Below are 17992 nucleotides of genomic sequence, written 5' to 3'. Positions count from 1 at the left end.
TGATTATGATAATCGATGATTGATAATTTTTAAACCAGATTCTATTGATTTGAAAACTCGTTTTGTACAGTTGCAATTACGCCTTCTATCTGTCCAAGAGCAAGCATTCTTCCTAAGAATGAATATCCCGGATTGTATCCTTTGCCGATATCGTCCGTTAATAAACGCCCGTGATCAATACGCATCGGAAGTGTTGGGTTTTCTTTTTCGAATATTCTGATCACTTCGATGATTTTTCCTCTGCCTTCTAAGTGATTGGCTTCGATAAAGTCTCCATTTTCAAAAACATTGGTACTTCTGAGATGTACAAACTTGGTACGGGAAGCAAATTTCTGAGCCAATTTTGGAACGTCATTTTGTAATCCTGCGCTCAATGAACCTGTACAAAAAGTCAGTCCGTTGTGGGGATTGTCTACGGCATTCAAAAACCAGTCGATGTCTTCTTCGCAAGTGACAATTCTTGGTAAACCTAATAATGAAAACGGCGGATCATCGGGATGCACACACATTTGCATATTCCATTCTTCGCAGACCGGCATTATTTTTTCGAGGAAATATTTCATATTCTGACGAAGCTGATCTTTATCTATTCCATCATATAAAGCAAGTAAACTTTTGAAAATGGCAACAGGATTCTGATCTCCTTCTTTGATGTTTCCATTAACGAAACCTTGTGTTTTAACGATGATTGAATCAATTAAATCATTTTTTTCGTCTTCTGTAATGGTCTTTTTTAATTGTTCAACTTTAGCAAGAATTTCCGGAGTGTAGTCTTGCTCTGCTCCTTTTCTTTCCAAGATGTGGATTTCGAAATAGGCAAATTTAGCTTTATCAAAATACAATGATGAGGAACCGTCTTCCCACTCATGTAAAAGATCTGTTCTTGCCCAATCCAGTACCGGCATAAAGTTGTAGCAAACAGTTGTAACACCTGCTTTGCCTAAGTTTTCGAGACTCTGAATATAATTTTCAATTAACTGATCTCTGTTTTCACCTCCATATTTGATGGCTTCGCTTACCGGAAGGCTTTCTACAACCGACCAACGTAATCCGTGGCTTTCAATATAGCTTTTGTATTCATTGATGGCTTCTAAAGGCCAGATTTCTCCATTGGTAACGTCATGAAGTGCTGAAACAATACCTTCAACCCCAATCTGATGAAGCATTTTTAGGGTAATCTTATCTTTTTTGCCAAACCAACGCCATGTTTTTTCCATAACTTTTTTAAAATTTTAAATTAAAACAAAGCAGGAGGGCCGAGTCTCCCACTTTGTTTTTAATATGAATGTGAAAATATAAGTGTTATTTTTAATATCCCGGATTTTGGTAGGCTGCCAATTCTGCTCCACTTAAATCCAACCTTTCCATCTGGCTTTGCGGAATAGGTCTCAGATATAAATAATTCGGGATTGTTCTTGTATACGTTTGCGGAGTATGAGCTCCTACTGCTGTTCCTGAAATCGAATATGTTTTGGCTACATCTCCCCATTTCTGCGTTCTTACCAAATCGTGCCATCTTAATCCTTCTCCGAAGTATTCTCTTGATCTTTCCTGAAGAATGTAATCAATAGTGATTGTAGAAGGCGTTGCAGCTATCATAGCAGCACTGTTATCTTCTGTTTTAATCACATTTCCGTTGTTGCTCCATCTCCATTTTCCGGCTCTTGCTCTGATTACATTGATAAGATCTCTTGCCGACATTGCCCCGCTTGCTCCTTTTACAGCAGCTTCAGCAGCTACAAAATAAAGTTCTGAGAATTTCGCAATCGGGAAAGGGCGGGTAATTCCTCCATTGGGCTGTCCAAGTCCGGTTCCGTTATCTGTTCTGTACGTTCCAATCTTCCAAAGGTTTGGCCACATATATCTGCTGATCCCGTTCGGAGAAACCACATAGTCTGCTCTTCCCGGCAATACACCTGCTCCTACATTGCTTTTGTAAGTCGTGTTTGAATAATCAATTGCCGTAGCGGGCTCTTCATTTAAGAAAGTAAGGATTGCATCTCCCTGTTTTACAGGTAAACCATTGGCATTATAGAGTGTCTGATTGGTAATCCCGGCTTTATTCCAATTTCCTCTTAAAACAGAGGCAAATGTTCCATCATATCTGGAGTCTAGTGTTTTATCCGCAAAGGTATTTTTAAATACTTCAATTGGAGGAGCCATACATTTCCACGGTCTTCCGTATGCTTGTGCAGCTTCTCTCTGAACCGATCTGATACTTGTTCCTCCCCATTGTGCATTTTGAGAACTTTCCAGGAATGTATAATCCCAAGTCACCATCCAAGCTGCGAAATTTCCGGGAGAAGCTCCTGTATTGTAAGAATGGCTGGAACCATCATAATATTCACTAGATTCTGTGTGATCTGCATACAGCATCATTTCTTTATTTCTGTCATTACTACCAAGGTTCACATCATAGTAAGTAGATTGCAAAGCGTAAATTCCAGGGTTATTGATTCCTTCAAGGGCTACGGTATAAGCCTGTTGAAAATACCATTGTGCATCGTGACCGTTCGGATCAACTCTGGCTACTTCCGGATAGGTAGGGATATTATTAGGATTCTGTAACCACCAACCATATGAAAGATATGCTTTTGCCAAAAATAGTCTTGCTGTGGTTTTCGTTACAGTTCCCGTTAATCTCGGAGAGGCAGGTAAGTCCGATATTGCTTTTAAAAGATCCGGAAATATGGCTTTTGTATATACTTCGGATACTGTATTTCTTTTTGATAATCTTGACGGAGTAATATTGTAAGCCAATTCTCCTGAACCTAGATCTAAAGGTACTCCCCCAAATGTCTGAACAAGATTAAAATAATCAAACCCTCTGAAAAAGCTTGCTTCAGCCAATAAACTTCCGGCAACTCCAATTCCCGGACCTTTTTCCAAAATCCCATTTGAAGTATTGATATTTCTGAATGTATTGTTCCATAATACGTCTGATCTACTGCTGGAAGGTGTGATCTGCCCAACTCCTGTTAAATCCAGATCTTTGTAGTTCGCATCGGCTCCATGACCATAAGTATATTCGTCTGTACCGGTTTCGCATGCATTCAGCCAATATCCATTTCCATAGATATAACGCATATCTGCATATAATGATACAATTCCACTATTGATTCCGTCTGCTGTATTATAATATTCCGGCGTAAAACTGGTACGCGGTGTTTCATCTAAAAGATCTGAGCAGCTTGACATCGCCAAGGCAACTATAGCAACATTTGCTAATATTCTTAATTTTTTCATGAACTGAATTTTAGAATGTTAAATTTAAACCGATCATATAATTTCTTAAAGAAGGTGTATTGGTACCAATCGTTAAGAATCTACTTTTATAAACATCTGAAACCGCCTGGTTTTCGTTACCGTACGAGTTTGTTTCAGGATCCATTCCTGTCTGCTTATGGTACGGTGAGTACAATACAAACGGATTTGTCACTGTTGCATACACTCTTAGTTTAGAGATGCCTGCTTTTTTGATAAATCCCTGAGTAAAGTTATATCCAATGGTAATGGTTCTTAATTTCACGTAAGATGCATCAAAATAAGCCAGTGTACTTCCATATTTAGGATTGTTGCTGCTTTCGATCCCTCCTGGTTTTGGATAGTAAGCACCTGTATTTTCCGGAGTCCAGTAATCTACATCTACGTTATTTCTACGCCCGTTCATCATATTTAAATAACTTGAGTTACCGTATAATGTACTGATCAAAATACCACCGCTCTTAAATGCTCCCACAATGCTAAGATCCCAGTTCTTATAGGCTACACGGGTATTAAATCCTCCCTGAAAATCAGGGTCTGCATTCATGATCTGCCTGTCTGATGCATTAATTGCTCTTACCGGTGATCCGTCTGCATTATATCCACCTGTATATAACACTTTGATCATTCCCACATTTCCACCAGGTTCATACTGCTGAAGATAAGGATCTCCTTGCTGCCACAGACCAACGTACTGATAGTCATAAATAGAGTTTATGGAATGTCCTACAAACCACCAGTTAGATTCGTCTCTTGTTGCTCCTGAAGCCAGTGAAGTAATTTTATTTTTATTGGAATAAAGATTGAATCCTAGATCCCAAGAAAAGCCATTGCTGTTGTTAATTATAGATCCGTTAAGGGACAGTTCAAAACCTTTATTCTGTGTAGATCCTACGTTTCCTAAATAGCTGTCTGCTCCGGAAGTTGAAGGAAGCTGTACATATTGCAGTAAGTTCTTGGTATCGGTTTTATAATATTCGAAAGTACCGGTCAATCTATTATTGAAGAAACCAAAGTCCAAACCGTAGTTCCATGTTTCAGAAAATTCCCATCCCAAATTAGAGTTTGGCAATAGTGATGTATAATATCCTAAAGCATAATCGCCACCAAAGTTATAAGGACTTGTAGATAATTGCCCTAATGTCTGATACGGAGATACAGCCTGATTTGAAGTTTCACCATATCCTAAACGAAGTTTTAGGGTGCTTACATATTTAGAATCCTTTAAGAAAGATTCATTGGCAATATTCCAACCTACAGAAAATGCGTTATAAATATTCCATTTATGACCCGGAGCCAACACCGAGGAACCATCTCCTCTTATGGTCGCAGTAAACATATAACGGCTGTCATAGTCGTACATCACACGACCCATCCATGATCTTAATCCTTTTTTATAATACGTTTGCTTTGCAGGATCAATTTTAACTTCTCCTTCTGCCAATCCTAAATTATAAAACTGAAAAGCATCTGCAGGTATATCTAATGCTGTTATACTTGAAGCATGATAATTAGTCTGTTCCTGCGATTGCAAGGCAACAACATTCACCTTATGCTTTCCTTCAAAAGTCCTGTCGTAGGTTAAAATATTTTCATTCACCCAATGGGTCATCCATGAATTGCTGACTGTAGCAGTCGACGCCGTATTTGCTTCCGAACTAAATATTCCTTCCCCTGTATATTGTCCTGAATTTGATGATTTAAAGTTTAAACCGATATTGCTTCTGAAAGTCAATCCTTTAATCCAAGGAAACTTAAATTCACCAAAAAAGTTATTATACGAACTGAAAGCCAAAGATTTATCTACCCAAGCATCTCCCAGATTTTTAATTCCTTCTCTTGTATATACATATTGAGTATCAGCAGACATTACAATTCTCTGTTTCAAAGTTCCGTCTGAATTATAAGGATTAGCAATAGGAGTTGCACTTAAAGTATTATATAAGCCTAGATTACTTCCCGTATTTACAGAATAGGCGTTATTCGTAGTCATTCCAATACGAAAAAGACTTCCTAAATCCTGATCCAGACTTCCTCTTACATTAAATCTTTCGAAACCCTGCCCCGGCAAAACAGATTTTTCGTTATAATAGCTAAATCCAAAATTGTAAGAGCTTTTCTCTGTTCCTCCGGAAATTCCGATATCATGGTTGGTAACGATTCCGTTTTTATACATTAAATCCTGCCAATCTGTATTCACATTATTAGATTCATCAAGACCATATTGTGTAAACATTCCCGCATCCTGACGAAGTTTAATAAATTTCTCAGAACTCATCATCGGATATTTAGAAAATACCGTTGAAATACCTGTATACGTATTATAACTAAATGTAGCTTTCTGGCGTTTTCTACCTGTTTTAGAAGTAATCAAAATAACCCCGTTCGCTCCTCTCGATCCATAGATTGCCGTTGCAGAAGCATCTTTCAGAATATCCATACTCTGGATATCGTTCGGGCTTATATCCGTTATAGATCCCGGAAAAGGAATACCGTCCAATACAATCAACGGATTGTTATCTGCCGTAAGAGATCTTGTTCCTCTAATTCTAATCTGCATGGCTGCTCCAGGTTTACTGGAGGTCTGTGCAATATCAACTCCGGCCACTCTTCCCTGCAACGCCTGGCTCACGTTTGCAGAAGGAACTTCTCTCACTACATCTCCTTTTACAGAAGCTACAGATCCTGTTATTGCTTCTTTTCTCTGCTTCCCATATCCAATCAAAACAACCTCCTCAATCTTCTTCTCCTTCTCTACAGTATCTTTTTTTGTCTGGGAATAAACTATGCCTGAAGGTAACAAAGCCATCGCAAAAAACAATGCAGCCTTGTTACTACCAAAATTAAATCGGCTCATAATTATTATTTTTAAATATTAGGGTTGAATAAAAAGGCCAGTAATAATTATGATTTATAAAAAATCCTTAGTGTTTAACAGCCTTTTTATTTTTTTATTAGATATACATATTCACAATAGCTTCAAACAATTCCTGCTTTCCGCTTTTTGGTTGTGGTTCTCCAATCTCATGGGCAATTCTCTGAAGATCTTCCAATGTAAGAGTACCATCTTCAAAAGCTTTTCCATTACCATTGTCGAAAGATGCATAACGATCTGTTCTTAATTTCTTGTAATCTGAATTTTCAAGAATATCTGCAGCAGCCAAAAGACCTTTTGCAAAAACATCCATCCCTGAAATGTGAGAGATGAACAAATCTTCAGGATCAATAGAGTTTCTTCTGATTTTAGCATCGAAATTGACTCCACCATTCCCTAAACCTCCCGCCGGAAGAAGCACCAACCAAGCCTGAACCATATCATAATAATCTACCGGGAACTGATCCGTATCCCAACCATTCTGGTAATCTCCCCTGTTCGCATCAATGCTTCCTAAAAGCCCTGCATCTACAGCAGCCTGAAGCTCATGCTCGAAAGTGTGTCCAGCCAAAGTCGCGTGGTTCACTTCAATATTTAATTTAAAATCTTTATCTAATCCGTAATGTCTCAAGAAACCGATTACTGTTTCAGAATCATAATCGTACTGGTGCTTTGTAGGCTCCATGGGTTTTGGTTCAATCAAGAAAGTTCCTTTGAAACCTTGTTGACGGGCATAATCTCTGGACATTGAAAGAAAACGCGCCAAATGATCTTTTTCACGCTTCATATCAGTGTTTAGAAGACTCATATATCCTTCTCTGCCTCCCCAGAAAACATAATTTTCACCTCCAAGAGCAATCGTTGCATCGATAGAGTTTTTAACCTGAGTAGCCGCACAAGCCACCACATCAAAATTTGGATTCGTAGAAGCTCCATTCATGTATCTTTCATGCGTGAAAACGTTTGCAGTTCCCCATAAAAGCTTAATTCCCGTTTCCTGTTGCTTTTGTTTTGCATAGTCTACAACCGCCTGAAGATTTTTTTCATACTCTTTCCAATTGTTTGCAGGATCTACCAAGTCGATATCATGGAAACAATAGTAATTGAATCCCATTTTAGACATAAATTCAAAACCTGCATCCATTTTATGCATTGCTCTTGTTACCGCATCATTCCCGATGTCCCAAGGATGATGGATCGTAGGTCCACCAAATGGATCGCTTCCGTTAGCACATAATGTATGCCACCAAGCCATTGCAAAACGCGTCCAGTCTTTCATAGGTTTTCCCATAACAATTCTTTCCGCATCATAATATCTGAAAGCTAAAGGATTTCTGCTTTCTTTTCCTTCAAATTTGATTTTGTCGATACCTGTAAAAAACTCTTTTGTACCTGTTAAAGTGTTCATATATAATTGTTTTAATTTTTAATTTTCTTTTAAAATTGAGGGTAAGAATCCCCTACTCATTGATTCAAAAGAGTCAATAAGTGCAATGGAAAATTTCCGTTGTAGTTGTTTTTAGATTATTTCTTTAAGATGCTGTTTCCATCTTGAATAGGCTTCCAGATATTGTTCTCGTTTTTCTAACTGGGGTTCTATCACAGCAATTCTCTCAAGAGAAGCAAAAGCTTCCTTAGAATCTGCATAAAACCCTATTCCCATTCCCGCAGCTCTCGCAGCACCTACTGCTCCGTCTGTGTCATAAAGCTCAATAACCGCATTGCTCACCCCGGCAAGTGATTTTCTGAAAATTGAACTTAAAAACATATTGGCATTTCCCGCACGAATGACCTGAATATCCATTCCGATATTTCTCATGATATCCATTCCGTATTCGTAAGAGAAAACAATGCCCTCTTGTGCAGCGCGCAGGATATCTCCTTTTGTATGGATGTTGAAATTAATTCCGTGGATTGAGCAGTTGGTTTCTTTATTTTCCAATACTCTTTCCGCTCCGTTTCCAAAAGGAATGATGCTTAATCCTTTTGCCCCTACTGGAGAAAGTGAAGCCAGATCATTCATATCTCCGTAAGAAGATAATGAAGTCGCGAAATTGTGCTTTAACCAGGAATTTAAAATCCCAGTTCCGTTGATGCAAAGCAACACTCCCAGTCTGGTCAGCTTTTCAGTATGATTTACGTGCGCAAAAGTATTTACCCTTGACAATTTATCATAATCCAGTTTATCCAAAACTCCGTACACAACCCCTGAAGTTCCTGCTGTAGAAGCAATTTCTCCCGGATTGAAAACATTTAATGACAATGCATTATTAGGTTGATCTCCTGCTCGGTAAGAAATTGGAGTTCCTTCTTTTAATCCTAATTCCTGAGCCGCTGTCGCAGAAACCGTCGCCTGAATCCCAAAAGTCGGGATAATTTCAGGGAAAAAGCTCTTAGGAATTCCATAATAATTAATCACATCTTCCGAGATACAGTTATTTTTAAAATCCCAGAAAATTCCTTCTGACAACCCTTCAATCGTCATTCCGATCTCTCCGGAAAGTCTCATGGCAATATAATCTCCCGGAAGCATTATTTTATCTATCTTTTCAAAAATTTCCGGCTCGTTTTCTTTCACCCAGGCTAATTTTGAAGCAGTAAAATTTCCCGGAGAATTCAATAAATGCGAAAGGCATTTTTCTTCTCCAATTTCTTTAAAAGCCTTTTCTCCATAAGGAACAGCACGGCTATCACACCAGATAATAGAAGGTCTTAATAAATTCTGATCTTTATCTACTAAGATCAAACCATGCATTTGCCATGTAATCCCAATTCCTTTAATGTCTTCAGAATGAATTCCGGATTCATGCATTACGGCTTCATGGGCAAGCTTCAGATTCGTCCACCAGTCGACAGGATTCTGCTCTGCCCAACCGGGATGAACCGCAGTGATTTTCATCTCTTTTTTAGGAGAAAATTCAGAGGCGATCACTTTTCCGCTCGATGCCTCAATGAGACATACTTTCACAGAAGAACTGCCTATATCATAGCCTAGTAAATACATAATTTCAAGAAGGGGATTATTTAATTAGTTTAGTATTGTTCTTTTTATAAATCTTAGCATCGAATTTATAATATCTCGCTGCACGATGCGAAACGTTGGTTTCAATCTCATCCAATGGAACAATGTAATTGAAGGAGGAGATCTTTTTATGGAAGTTTTTAATATCAATATACTTTTCACTCAGCGCACTATACAACTGATACAATTGTCTGATCGTAAATCTTTTAGGAAGAAGCTCAAAAATAATCGAGAAGTCAGATTCAATCCATTTTCTTATTTCTATCAATGATTCATTAATAATTTTATTATGGTCAAATGGTAAAGACGGCAACTTATCAATCGGGCACCAATCTACCGTATTATACTTTGAACTGTTGATCTTATGATCTATTTTACAAAGAGAAAGATAAGCTACGGTAATGATTCTATCGATATGATGCTTATACTCCATCCCCATCCATTTGATGTCATCCTGACTGCTTGCTCTCATAGGATCAGCAAAACATTTGAATTGCTTCAGGATCATTTTCTTAATCCCGGTCAGTTCATGAAGAACTCTTTGGGCAGCATCGTCAACATCTTCATCACTTAAAATTAAACTTCCGGGAAGCTTTATTTGTCTTTCCTCGTCAAGGTGGCGTTCTACCAGTAAAATATTCAGTCGGTTTTCGTGATCAAATCCGAAAACAACACAATCCACTGATACATACGTATGAATAAAGTTTGAGTCCATCTAGCGTGTTAACATTTACGTAACATGACAAATATAAAAATTCAGTTGAATAAAAAAAATAAAATAAACATTATCTACTGCTTATCAGTAATTTACATATCTATTTTTTATGATAACTATACCATTAAAAATATGATAAGGTTATCATCTAAAAAATGATATATGTTTCAGAAAATATTAAAAAAGAGGTGTTTAGATTAAAAAAAAATGGTGGAGATATATTTTTATTTAATCATTAAAAATATGATAAGAAAATTCATAAATAATATTGATATTTTTTTCAACATTCTACAAAAAAGTATCATTTTACACTAAAAATGAATAAAAATATTACAAAAAAATCACCCATTTTATATATCAAGACAGGAAATATTACAAAAAAGGAAATAGAAACTTAAAAAATCAATAAATCTTTCTCTCAAAAAAAGCTCAACCCTAAAAATTCATATATAAACTTAAAATATGTTAAAATTTAAGAACCAAAAATTACAATATTTAATAGATGTAAAACTTTCAAAATCTTTATGAATCTTTACGTATCGCATATTTTAAAATTAAAAACAAGTCTCAAAACATTGAAATATTTTATTTTTTATTTATATATTTGTTAACATTACCCTACTAAACGAAAAATTCTTACCCTTTAAGGATCAAAATAGACTATACACATCAACACGTATATAGACTATTACTTCTATGTTAATAAATTATTACTAATTTATCTTTATCATTAATAATATAATATAAAACAATTCTTTTACATCAGCCATTTTATTCACTACTAGTTGAAAAAAAACAGATTATTTCATTGAAAAACCTCTTTCTATTATCAAATAACATCAATTTAACAGAAATTTAATTTTTCATCATAAAATAATCAATCGAGAAAAAGATAAAAAAAAACAAATATAATAAACTGATTAAAAGACAATTAAACTCAAATTTAATTTCATATTAAAAAATAATTATCAAATATCGTTTATCATTGAAAATATAATAAAAATTAACTACTTTTATCCCTTCATAATGAAGTATCGATGATTACAACAATACATCTGATGTTATTTATGAAAGTCCCCTTCCATCATTCAATATCAACAACACAATGAAAAACTTAACCATTATCGGATTAACTCCTTTTGAAAAACCGGATGTTAATCTTATCAGTAAACTCCATGAAGCAGGTGCATTCCCTGTTTTAAGTTTAGGACATGAGTTAGTGACCGCACAAGAATCACTTAGTCTACTTGACAAAGCGGATATACCTTATTATGGTATTCATATTTCAAATGCCAGATTAAAATCCCTCACCTTTTCGGATAAAGTACAATTTGTAATTTTACCAATTCAAATTTCAGTAAATCCTTCCTGGAATCAATCCGCCATCTATCAGGTCAACAGTTTAGATGATGCCAAAAAAGCCGAACAATTAGGAGCAACAGGGATCATCATCAAAGGAAATGAAGCCGGAGGATTGGTAGGATACGAATCTACGTTTGTGCTTTTCCAGCGCGTGATTAAAGAAATAAAATCCATTCCTGTTTGGGTACAGGGCGGAATTGGGCTACATACTGCTGCTGCTGCAAAATCTCTTGGAGCAACGGGTATCGTACTGGACAGCCAGCTTGCTTTGTTCCCAGAAACTTCTGTTCCGAAAGAAATCAAGGATCTTTCTTCAAAATTAAACGGAACAGAAACAAAAATTATCGCCAATCATAGAGTATTGGTAAGACCCAACTCCCCTACTTTACCGGAAAATATAACCGCTGAAGAACTTATGGAATATTTCACAGATCTTGACATTAACAAGAGCTATATTCCTATGGGACAGGACATTTCTTTAGCAATCGATCTATATGAAGATTTTAAAAATCTGAAAAAATTAGTTTTCGGATTTAAAGAAGCCATGTACGGTCATTTGAAACAGGCAAAAGCACTTCAAATTATCGATAAAGAAAATATTTTAGCCAAAGACTTAAACTTAAAATATCCCATTGCACAAGGTCCGATGACTCGTGTGAGCGACGTTCCTGCATTTGCTAATGCAGTTGCAGAAGCAGGAGCATTACCTTTTGTTGCTTTATCTTTATTAAAAGGTAATGCTGCAAAATCTTTGGTATTTGATACTAAAAATTTAGCCAGAGAAAAAACCTGGGGTGTTGGAATTTTAGGATTTGCGCCACAGGAATTGAGAGACGAACAAACGTCTTATATTTTAGAAGCAAAACCACCTGTTGTTTTAATTGCGGGAGGAAGACCTGCTCAGGCAAAAGTTTTTGAAAAAGCAGGAATTAAAACATTTTTACACGTTCCCTCTCCTGCCCTTTTAGATATTTTCTTGAAGGAAGGAGCTACCAACTTCATATTCGAAGGTCGTGAATGCGGTGGTCACGTTGGTCCGCTTTCAAGCATGGTTCTTTGGGAAAAGCAAATCGAAAGAATTTTAAAAGAAGACCATCCTGAAAACATCAGTGTATTTTTTGCAGGCGGAATTCATAATGATTTTTCAACGGCTTTTGTTTCCATTATGGCTGCTCCGTTGGCTGCAAGAGGTGTGAAAGTCGGTGTTTTAATCGGTACTGCTTACCTTTATACGCAAGAAGCAGTTTCTTGTGGAGCGATTCAGGAGGAATTCCAGGTACAGGCGCTACAGGCTAAAGAAACTGTTTTATTGGAAACCGCTCCGGGACACGAAACCCGTTGTTTAGATACTTCATTTGCTCAATATTTTAATGAAGAAAAAGCAAAATTAATTGCTGCCGGAACCGATAAAAAAGAAGTTTGGGAAAAACTCGAAAAATTAAATGTCGGTCGTTTAAGGATTGCTGCAAAAGGCGTTGAACGTCAAGGTGATCAATTGGTCAATATTCCTAAAGAAGATCAACTGGATTTGGGAATGTACATGATTGGTCAGATAGCGACGATGCATGATAAAGTAATTACGCTTGATGAACTGCATCAGAATGTTAGTATTAATAATCAAAAATATATTCAGGAAGCTGAATTATCAGAAACTCCTGTATCCGTAGAAAAACCATTAGACATCGCCATTGTTGGTATGGAATGTATTTTCCCTGATGCTAAAAATCTGGAAGAATACTGGAGAAATATTATTCTTGGAAAAGACAGCGTAACTGAAGTTCCGGACGAAAGATGGAATAAAGAATTATATTATAAACCGGATTCCAACGAAGCTGATGTTTCCCATTCAAAATGGGGAGGGTTTATTCCAAAAATTGATTTTGATCCTCTTGAATTTGGAATTCCGCCACAATCTCTGGCTGCGATTGAACCAACTCAACTGCTGACTTTATTGGTAGCAAAACGCGCCATGGAAAATGCAGGGTATGGTGAAAAACATACGAACAGAGAAAATATTTCTGTTATCATCGGTGCTGAAGGAGGTAATGATTTGGCCAACAGCTACAGTTTCAGAGGATTTTACAAACAGGTTTTCGGTGAACTTCATGAAGAGGTTAAGGAAGCTTTTCCTCACACCACTGAAGATTCTTTCCCCGGAATTTTAGCGAATGTGATTGCGGGAAGAATTACCAACCGTTTAGACTTAGGCGGAAGAAATTATACCGTAGATGCGGCTTGTGCTTCCTCTTTAGCAGCACTTGAACTTGCTTGTCAGGAACTGGTTTTAGGTAAATCAGATATGGTGTTGGCAGGTGGTGCAGATTTACACAACGGCATCAATGATTATCTGATGTTTTCCAGCACCCATGCCCTTTCCAGAAAAGGAAGATGTGCGACTTTCGACAGTGAAGCAGACGGAATTGCTTTGGGCGAAGGTGTCGCAATTCTAGTATTAAAAAGGTATGAAGACGCTGTAAAAGACGGCGACAGAATTTATTCAGTAATAAAAGGTGTTGGCGGTTCGAGTGACGGAAAAGCACTTGGATTGACCGCTCCGAGAAAAATTGGGCAGGTTCGTGCATTGGAAAGAGCCTACACTCAAGCCGGAATCAGTCCTGCATCCGTTGGATTGGTGGAAGCTCACGGAACAGGAACTGTTGTTGGAGATAAAACGGAATTAAGTGCATTAACGAATTTATTCAGTCGTTCGGGAGCTTTGCCGGGACAAACGCATCTAGGTTCGGTTAAAACTCAGATCGGGCATACCAAATGTGCTGCTGGATTGGCAGGTTTAATTAAAGCTTCATTAGCGGTTTATCATGGTGTAAAACCTCCAACGCTTCATTTACAAAATCCAAATACTTATTATAATGCTCAAACCAGTCCGTTTGCTTTCAATGCAGAAAGTGGATTTTGGAGCGAGGAAAACCGTTATGCGGGAATCAGTGCGTTTGGATTTGGTGGAACGAATTTCCATACCGTTATTGCTAATCATCCTAAACAAGACGATTCTGCGGTGTTGCAATCCTGGCCTTCGGAATTATTTGTATTCCGTGGAGATACGTATGATGAGGCAAAAATTCAATTAAATCAGATTAAATCTTTACTTGAAGTTAATGACAGTATTGCCTTAAAAAATATTGCTTACAGTTTAGCAACAAGTTCAGAAAAACAGGTTCAGTTAAGTATTGTTGCCGATACAGCTGAACATTTGATGATGAACATAGAATTAGCTTTATCAGGAATTGAAAGTAAAGACACATTTACTGTTAATAAAAAAGAAGGAAAAGTAGCATTCTTATTCCCCGGACAAGGCAGTCAGCGTATCAATATGGCTCGTGATTTATTCGTTGCCTTCCCTGAAATGCGAAAACTAATTGATTCTTATCCTGAATTGGGAAAAGTGATTTTCCCTTCAAAAACATTTGATGAATTAACTTTAAAACAACAAAAAGAAACGATAAAAGATACCCGCTTAGCACAACCACTTTTAGGAATTGTTGATTTGGCTTTGGCTAAATTCTTACAATCCATCGGAATTGTTCCCGATATGTTGGCAGGTCACAGCTACGGAGAATTACCGGCATTGTGTTTCGCTGGCGTTTTTGAGGAAGAAAAACTGGTTGATTTAAGTATCAAAAGAGCACAATCTATTTTAAATTCCGTTGAAGGTGGTGATCCGGGTTCTATGATTGCGGTGAGTTCAACAAGAGAAAATTTACAGCCGATTTTAGCACAGGTTGAAGGTTGCTATCCCGTAAATTACAACGCTCCGACTCAATGTGTGGTGGCGGGAAGCACGGAAGCCATCAACAAATTAATGGAAGTTTTGAAACAGGAAAGAATTTCAGCAAAAAAACTGGAAGTTGCCTGTGCATTCCACAGTCCGTTGTTGGCGAAATCTAAAGGCTTATATCAAACTGTTTTAGAAAACGTTCCGTTCAACGAAATGCAGATTCCGGTTTGGTCGAATACGACAGCAGAAATCTATCCGACAAATGTTTCTGACATTAAAGAAAGACTAACAGACCATTTAGTTCAACCTGTAAGATTCGTGGAAGAAGTTCAGGCGATGTACAATGACGGCGCAAGAATTTTTATCGAGGTAGGCCCCGGAAAAGTATTGACAGGATTAACAAAATCTTGCCTTGAAAAAGACCATTTAACTTTATTTGTTGAAGATAATAACACGAATAAATTAACACACCTTCTTTCAACACTTGCCCAATATTTGGGAACAGGTCGAAGCTTTAATATTGCTAAACTTTTCGATGGTCGAAATGCAAAATCCATTCAAATTGATCAGCCAGAATTGTACAAGAAAAGTCCTGCCATTTGGCGCGTGAACGGACAGACAGCTCATCCCACGACAGGTTCACTCCCTGTTAATGGTGCATTACCCATTATAAATCCACTTCAAATGAACAATTTTACTCAAAATACACAAACTCCTGTCGCTGAAAATCAGACGAATGCAGAACGTATGTTGCAAGAATATTTAAACAGCATGAAAATGATGATTCAGGCGCAACGTGATGTGATGCTTTCCTTCCTAGGACAGAATCCACAGGTTCATCAGGCTCCTGTTTATCAAGCTCCGATTCAAAATTCTCCAACTCAGAATATCCCTGCTTCTGTTGTTTCAACTTCAACAAATGACGGTGCTGAAAAAACAGTTGTCATTCCCGCAAAACAGGCTCCGACAAAGGATATCAAAACATTATTGCTGCAGGTTGTAAGTGATAAAACGGGTTATCCTCACGAAATGTTGGGGATGGAAATGGATTTGGAAGCTGATTTAAGTATTGATTCAATTAAAAGAGTTGAAATTATTGGTACGCTGAAAGCTGAACTGGGTTCTTTCTCTTCAAACACAGCGAATGAAGATACCATCATGGAACAGTTAGCTGGAATTAAAACATTAAGTGGTTTAGTTTCCTGGTTAACAGAATATTCAGGCGCATCAAATACAACAGAAAAAGTTGGAGTTACAGAAACTCAGTCTTCAAATTCTCAAGCTCAGACTGGATTTTCTCTTGAAGAACTTCAGACGGCTATTTTAAATATAGTAAGCGATAAAACGGGTTATCCGAAGGAAATGTTAGGATTAGACCTTGATTTGGAGGCAGATTTAAGCATCGATTCCATCAAGCGTATGGAAATTATCGGTGATTTGAAAACAAAAATCGGCTTCGGCGGTGATATGGAACAAACTGATGATTTAATGGAAAAATTAGCAGCAATCAAAACGCTGAACGGATTAGTTTCATGGATTCACGAAATGAGTGGAAACGCCCCTTCTGAACCCGAGCAAAGTGCATTATCCCGTCTTCGTTTCGACTTGACTCCCACTAACGTTTCTTTAATTGAAAATAATGAAATATTACAGGGAAAACGTTTTGCCATCACTCAAAATGAAAGCAGTCAGACATTAGCTATCAAAAAAGAGCTTGAAAAACATGGAGCGATTGCAGAACTGGTAGATACCGAAAAAGATTTGACAGATTTTGACGGATTAATTATCCTTGATCTGTTCTCATCTTCTGTAAAACACAACATCATCGATCACGTTGATTTAATCAAAAAAATGGATCTTGATAAAGCAAAATGGATCTATTTGATCTCCGATACTCCGGCTCATGTTCAGGAATTGACGGACACTACTCTTTTGCGTCATTATAAAGGACATCCGGGACTTTTCAAAAGTCTGGCTCGTGAATTTGAACAAACCAATTGCAGACTAATCAGCTTAACTTCTCCTCAACAAATCGATCAGATCGCAGAAATTGCGTTAAAAGAAATTTTATCAACCGATAAACCTTCTGAAGTGATTTACAAAAATGATCAGAGGCATAAAGTGGATATTATTCCATCACCGTTGTCAACAGGTTTGAGCGAAGCACAAATTCAACTCGATAAAGATTCTGTTGTGTTGGTTCTTGGAGGCGCGCAGGGAATTACTTCCGAACTCGCAAAACATATGTCACAGGCTTATCCTTGTACGTATATTTTGGTGGGAAGATCCGAAGATCCGAGAAATCAGGCAATATATAAAGAATTAGAAGTAATGAAAACCAAGGAAGAAATAAGAGCCTATCTTATCAAATCCGGAACATTCACTTCGCCAGCTGAAATCGAAAAAGAAACGATAAAAGTTTTCAAAAACAATCAGATTCTGCGTACCATTCGCGATATGGAGCAACTCGGAAATACAATTGTTTACCAGTCATTAGACCTTTGCGATGAAAATGGGTTATCTGAATTAATCAACAATATTTACGAAAAACACAACCGTTTAGATGGCGTTATTCACGGTGCCGGATTGTTGGAAGATAAATTATTCAAGCAAAAAACAACAAGTTCTTTCGGACGTGTTTTCGATACTAAAGTGAAACCACTTCGTGTGTTGGCTGAGCAACTTCGTACCGATTGTCAGTTTGTGGTATTATTTTCAAGCATCGCTTCGGTGTACGGAAATAAAGGTCAAACCGATTATGCAGCCGCAAACTCAGTTTTAGACGATTATGCTAATGCTTTAAATAAAAAATTAAAAGGAAAAGTAATCTCCATCAACTGGGGGCCTTGGAAAGGAGCCGGAATGGTTTCAGCAACCCTGGAAACAGAATATGAAAGAAGAGGAATTTCTTTAATTCCATTGGAACAAGGCAAGGAAATTTTCCTGAATGAAATAAAATACGGAACTGAAAGCCAGGTATTAATCATGTCTGGAACTAACTGGTAATCTCTGTTTTAA

At 37.3% G+C, this 17992-nt stretch carries 7 protein-coding genes; 1 reads left to right on the top strand and 6 read right to left on the bottom strand.

Annotated elements, in window-relative coordinates; translation table 11 throughout:
* Positions 1-41 precede the first annotated feature (41 nt).
* From uxuA to JI747_RS01980, 6 genes are all read right to left on the bottom strand, one after another.
* A complete protein-coding gene (uxuA, locus tag JI747_RS02005) occupies positions 42-1217 on the bottom strand; it encodes a mannonate dehydratase (protein WP_225685912.1) in 1176 nt (391 codons plus the stop codon).
* A 91-nt stretch (positions 1218-1308) separates the two neighbouring features.
* Positions 1309-3246: a RagB/SusD family nutrient uptake outer membrane protein gene (locus JI747_RS02000; protein WP_225685910.1), complete on the bottom strand. Its 1938-nt coding sequence runs from the start codon at positions 3244-3246 to the stop codon at positions 1309-1311.
* 10 nt (positions 3247-3256) lie between these two features.
* Entirely contained in the window at positions 3257-6121 is a 2865-nt protein-coding gene (locus tag JI747_RS01995; RefSeq protein WP_225685908.1) for a SusC/RagA family TonB-linked outer membrane protein, read from the bottom strand.
* Between the two features lie 97 nt (positions 6122-6218).
* Complete coding sequence (xylA, locus tag JI747_RS01990; protein ID WP_225685906.1) at positions 6219-7547, bottom strand: xylose isomerase; 1329 nt, start codon at positions 7545-7547, stop codon at positions 6219-6221.
* 111 nt (positions 7548-7658) lie between these two features.
* Entirely contained in the window at positions 7659-9143 is a 1485-nt protein-coding gene (locus JI747_RS01985) for a xylulokinase (protein WP_225685905.1), read from the bottom strand.
* A gap of 16 nt (positions 9144-9159) precedes the next feature.
* On the bottom strand, positions 9160-9876 hold the full coding sequence (locus JI747_RS01980) for an NrtR DNA-binding winged helix domain-containing protein (RefSeq protein WP_225685904.1): 717 nt from the start codon (positions 9874-9876) through the stop codon (positions 9160-9162).
* A 1105-nt stretch (positions 9877-10981) separates the two neighbouring features.
* On the opposite strand from JI747_RS01980, the gene JI747_RS01975 reads away from it, so the two are divergent.
* Complete coding sequence (locus JI747_RS01975) at positions 10982-17980, top strand: type I polyketide synthase (RefSeq protein ID WP_225685903.1); 6999 nt, start codon at positions 10982-10984, stop codon at positions 17978-17980.
* The last annotated feature ends 12 nt before the right edge of the window (positions 17981-17992 follow it).

It is taken from the genome of Chryseobacterium tagetis, assembly GCF_016735585.2.
Taxonomy (GTDB): Bacteria; Bacteroidota; Bacteroidia; order Flavobacteriales; family Weeksellaceae; genus Chryseobacterium; species Chryseobacterium tagetis.
This window is presented reverse-complemented; position numbering and strand designations above follow the sequence as displayed.